A 4,125-nucleotide genomic window follows, 5' to 3' on the forward strand; every position below is an offset into this window, starting at 1 on the left:
ATGGAGGTAACGACCGACGCCGTCCAACTGCTCGGCGGCTACGGCTACGTCAAGGACTACCCCGTCGAGCGCATGATGCGCGACGCCAAGATCACCCAGATATACGAGGGCACCAACCAGATCCAGCGCATGGTCATCGCCAGACAGCTGCTCAAGTGAGTGTTCTCTCGCTGGTCACGGCGTCGTCGAGCGGTTCTTCGGCACCCTGAAGTACGAACACCTCTACCGCGCCAGGTCACGTGTGCGCTCAGCCTGCCTCGGTGTTCGGCCCGGCCAGGAGCTTTTCGAGGGCCTGACGATGAGCATCGTACGCGGCCCGACCTGACTTCGTGATGCGGAAGGTCGTGACGCTGGCCCGACCGCGACCCCGCTTTGTCACGGACACGTACCCGGCCTCGACGAGGATGCTCATCTGCTTGGACAGATCAGAGTCACTGATCTGTAGGTGGTCGCGGAGGAACTTGAAGTCTGCGTCCTGTGCGTGCGCCAAGACCGCCATCGTGGCCAGCCGCTTGGGCTGGTGGATCGTGGAGTTGAGGCCGCCTTGCCTCACCTCAACCGCTCCCGGGCCTGCGCCGCCGCGCGATCGTAGGCGCGGCCGAACCACAGCATGCCACCAGAGGCGAGCACGAAAGCGGACGGCACAGCCAGCCATAGCGGCGCCAGGTCAGCAAACACGAACACGACCACCGCGACGACAACCGCTCCGAGGACGAACCCCCACAGAACCCGGTTGACCTCACGCGGCGCCTTGCCGGATGGCATTGTTCCCCTGCGTCGGCGCTGCCACAACACGTAGCCGCAGGCACCTGCCGCGACCAGCGCCAGTGGCAACGTTGCGGCCCAGTCAGGCATGTCGGATTGCTCGCGCAAGTTGACGCCGAGGACGATCAGGGACGCAAGTGCCCCGAACCCCGGCACCGTCCACCACGGGTCCTTCGGATAGTCCACGTACGGGGCGGCCGCGGCTCGCTCGGCTGCCCTCAGCTGCTCACGGATCTCGTCCTTACTTTCCATGCTGGAAAGCCTAGCCACTTAGTTTCCAATGTGTCAAGTTTGCCGGATTGGAATGTATCCGCACATGCGCGGGTGCACAGAATCCGGGGCCTGGGCCCGCGTCGACGAGCTCGCCGCCTACCTGACCGCACACGGCATCGCGTTCACCGACGACGACGGCCAAGACAGCCGAGGGGTCGACCTCCTCGGCGAGCTGTACCACGTGTACAGCAACTCGTCGGAGTCGATGGCCCGGCACTACGCCTGGTCCTTCTACCGCGGCTCGGTCGAACCGGACCGGGTAGACGCCGGACGGTAGCCGCCCGATCGCGTCTCTCAGAAGCAGCACCCTCCCAAGATCAGCGGCGGACACTCGATCGCAGGTGCCCGCCCCATAGCAAGTCACGCACTCAACCAGAAGGGCACCTCATGTCCCAGCAGCACTACGCACCGCCGCCGTTCCACGTCGAACGGGAGCCCGAGGCGCCCCACTTCACCGCGTCGTCGATGTGCCCGCGGGTGTCGGGCGGCGGCCAGGTCAGGCCGGCGTCAGGCAGTGGCATGCGCACAGCGTGGCGGCGCGGGTGGCAGCCGATGTCCGTCCGCAGCTTCCGCGGTCGGTGGGGAGCTACGCAGATTTGTCAAGCAGTGTGCCCGAATGTGACACACATCAGCTCACGTGTTGACGGCGCGACCTGGCACGTCGGATCATCACGGAACGCGCACGACTGCGCACGCGGGCAAGGAGATCATCATGGCGCTTCGCTTCCTGTGCATCGACCCCACCACGGCCAACGACAACTGCCCGGCCCTCTTCGTCGACGACGAGACCGGCGACTTGATCGTGCAGGGCTGGACAGACACCGACCCGCTGACCCTCGCGGAGGCAGCGAAGGTCAGCTCGCTCGCGGAGAACGAGACCATCGTCCGGCTCCCTGCCCGGATGCGTGACGTGATTCTGGAGGCGTTGCGTGCCGACGGTGCCACCGTTCGGTGACCTGATCGCGGGCACCACTCGGTCGGCGGTGCACCTGGAGATGCGGGATACGTACACGCCCGACGACCCGGTGTTTCGGCGGTGGCTCGCCGGAGAGACCCTCGACTTCACGCGCGACATCGGACCCGAGTTTGCCGCGGTGGTGCGGGACGCGGTCGCACGCGGCGTGCGGATACGGCGAGCACGGGTGGTCAGCGAGCCCTTGACGGACTATCTCCGGTTCGAGCACGCGGTTACCAGCGCACACAACGTCGCCGCCGGTGAGGAGGTGCGATGGCTGCCACGGCGGCAGGCGTCGGATCTCGCGCTGCCGGGCAACGACTGCTGGGTGTTCGACGACCGGCTCGTGCGGTTCGGGCACTTCGCCGGGGACGGGACGTTCTTGGAGAACGAGCTAGCCGACGACCCTTCCGTCGTGAAGCTCTGCGCGTCGGCATTTGAGGCCGTCTGGGAACGGGCGACCCCGCACGAGGACTATCGCCCGACCTGACTAACCACACCGCCGCGCGGGACACTGGACGCGTGTCGTCCCCGTCATCGTCGGCTCAGGCCACCCTGCGAGGTCTTGGTGGTCAGCTCCGCGAGCTGCGGCAAGAAGCCGGGCTGACCGCGATCGCCCTGGCCGTGGAGGCTGGCTGGGACCGCACGAAGGTCTCGCAGATCGAGCACGCCCGTCGGCCCCCGTCGGTCACCGATGTGCGCACCTGGTGCAGCATCTGCGGCGCCGAGGATCAGGCCGACGACCTTGTCACCACCCTTCGCCGGGTCGAGGACGCCTACGTCCAGTGGAAACGTCTGCAGCGAACCGGCCTGCGTCACCTACAAGGCACGTCGGTTCCGCTGTACGAGCAGACCCGACTGATGCGGGTGTACTCAGCGAGCGTCGTCCCCGGCCTTCTCCAGACGCCTGAGTACGCGCGGGCGCTGATGTCAGAGATCACCGAGCATGCACGCATCCCGAATGACGTCGACGACGCAGTCGAGGCGCGGATGGCACGGCGTCGGGTCCTCCGTGAGGGTGACCACAGATTCGCGTTCGTGCTCGAAGAGGCCGTCCTCACCTACGGCCTGGGCGGCCGTGACGTCATGGCCGAGCAACTGGAACATCTCCTTACCGACATGGCCCTGCCGTCGGTCTCTCTCGGGGTGATTCCCGTCTCTCCGGACCGTCGACGGTGGCCGCTGGAGACGTTCCAGTTGTTCGACACAGTGCAGGCGAGGGTCGAGCTTCTAGCGGCACAGGTAACCGTCACCGCTCCAACCGAGGTAGCGCAGTACGTCGACGCGTTCGAGCAGCTCGCCTCGATGGCAGTCTACGGACGCGCGGCCCGTGAACTGATCCAGCGGGCGACCGAGACCGTCACCTGAAGTCGACTGTCACATCTGGTCACACTCGTAGATCGTCTCCGCTCCCCCCGCATAGCTTCCTGAGCATGCGAGATCTCATCTGGGAGTGGACTGGGGGCACGGCGATGAGCGACAACCAGGCGGCACCCGCCGAGACGCAGGACGACGACACCGACGAGCGGTGCGAGCCGCACGGCAACCGGCTGCCCTGCCCGATGTGCCTCGCCGAGAAGTACCGCGTCCCCGTCTGGAACAACATCTGAGCTGGTGAGCCGGCCGCGGCGCGCCCCGATCGGTCCGGCCGGTCTCACCGTAGATGGCGTGGCGGTCGGCACCGGTTGTCCCCCAGGACGCCCGCCGGCCGCCACGTCCCGGCCCCGGCAGGAACAGGAATGGACCCCTCGGACCTGCCGGGGCCTTAACTCCTCGCCATCTCGAACATACGTGGCGCTCCTCACCTTTGTGTGGGTAGAGCGATCTGGAGTCCGCCGAGGCAGAAGTAGATCATCGCGGTCGAGGTCGCGTTCGCCATTCCCGCGCCTGCCAACCTCTGTCCCGATGGAGCCAGCTCTCCACGCGCGCATCTCACACCTCAAAGAGACGGTCCATTCCTGCTGGCGGCGTCCGACGAGGTGAAGCAGCGGTACCTGCCGCCGGTCGCCGACGGCAGCGCGATGTTCTCGTACTGCCTGTCCGAGTCGGATGCCGGCAGTGACGCGGCCAACATGCGCACCAAGGCGGTGCGGGACGGCGACGCGTGGGTGCTCGACGGCACCAAGCGCTGG

The 4,125-nt window shown here is 66.7% G+C and carries 7 protein-coding genes and 1 pseudogene; 6 read left to right on the forward strand and 2 right to left on the reverse strand.

Annotated features, from left to right (window positions below; translation table 11 throughout):
* On the forward strand, positions 1 to 159 hold a 159-nt coding region (locus GEV10_31845; protein ID MQA82995.1), incomplete at its 5' end, for an acyl-CoA dehydrogenase.
* A gap of 88 nt (positions 160 to 247) precedes the next feature.
* Here GEV10_31845 and GEV10_31850 read toward each other — a convergent pair.
* Positions 248 to 499 carry an ArsR family transcriptional regulator gene (locus GEV10_31850; protein ID MQA82996.1) on the reverse strand — a complete coding sequence of 84 codons (252 nt, stop codon included), beginning with the start codon at positions 497 to 499 and terminating at the stop codon, positions 248 to 250.
* Between the two features lie 50 nt (positions 500 to 549).
* Positions 550 to 1,017: a hypothetical protein gene (locus GEV10_31855; GenBank protein ID MQA82997.1), complete on the reverse strand. Its 468-nt coding sequence runs from the start codon at positions 1,015 to 1,017 to the stop codon at positions 550 to 552.
* Positions 1,018 to 1,081: 64 nt separating this feature from the next.
* Between GEV10_31855 and GEV10_31860 the strand changes: the two genes are divergently transcribed.
* The 5 genes and pseudogenes from GEV10_31860 to GEV10_31880 all read left to right on the forward strand — a co-directional run bounded on the left by GEV10_31860 (position 1,082) and on the right by GEV10_31880 (position 4,125).
* The gene (locus GEV10_31860; GenBank protein MQA82998.1) at positions 1,082 to 1,315 is read left to right on the forward strand and encodes a hypothetical protein; all 234 of its coding nucleotides are present in this window, start codon (positions 1,082 to 1,084) and stop codon (positions 1,313 to 1,315) included.
* A gap of 435 nt (positions 1,316 to 1,750) precedes the next feature.
* On the forward strand, positions 1,751 to 1,993 hold the full coding sequence (locus tag GEV10_31865) for a hypothetical protein (GenBank protein ID MQA82999.1): 243 nt from the start codon (positions 1,751 to 1,753) through the stop codon (positions 1,991 to 1,993).
* A complete protein-coding gene (locus GEV10_31870; GenBank protein MQA83000.1) occupies positions 1,968 to 2,483 on the forward strand; it encodes a hypothetical protein in 516 nt (171 codons plus the stop codon). The genes GEV10_31865 and GEV10_31870 overlap by 26 nt, the downstream gene beginning before the upstream one ends.
* 32 nt (positions 2,484 to 2,515) lie before the next feature.
* Positions 2,516 to 3,361: a helix-turn-helix domain-containing protein gene (locus tag GEV10_31875; GenBank protein MQA83001.1), complete on the forward strand. Its 846-nt coding sequence runs from the start codon at positions 2,516 to 2,518 to the stop codon at positions 3,359 to 3,361.
* A gap of 584 nt (positions 3,362 to 3,945) precedes the next feature.
* Positions 3,946 to 4,125 (forward strand): annotated as a pseudogene (locus tag GEV10_31880) (acyl-CoA dehydrogenase).

The sequence above is a fragment of the Streptosporangiales bacterium genome (assembly GCA_009379955.1).
Lineage (GTDB): Bacteria > Actinomycetota > Actinomycetes > Streptosporangiales > WHST01 > WHST01.

Excerpts from the sequence above, each read along its gene's own strand:
- GEV10_31850 (MQA82996.1), bottom strand. The coding sequence starts at position 499 with ATGGCGGTCTTGGCGCACGCACAGGACGCAGACTTCAAGTTCCTCCGC.
- GEV10_31855 (MQA82997.1), bottom strand. The coding sequence starts at position 1,017 with ATGGAAAGTAAGGACGAGATCCGTGAGCAGCTGAGGGCAGCCGAGCGA.
- GEV10_31860 (MQA82998.1), top strand. The coding sequence starts at position 1,082 with ATGCGCGGGTGCACAGAATCCGGGGCCTGGGCCCGCGTCGACGAGCTC.
- GEV10_31865 (MQA82999.1), top strand. The coding sequence starts at position 1,751 with ATGGCGCTTCGCTTCCTGTGCATCGACCCCACCACGGCCAACGACAAC.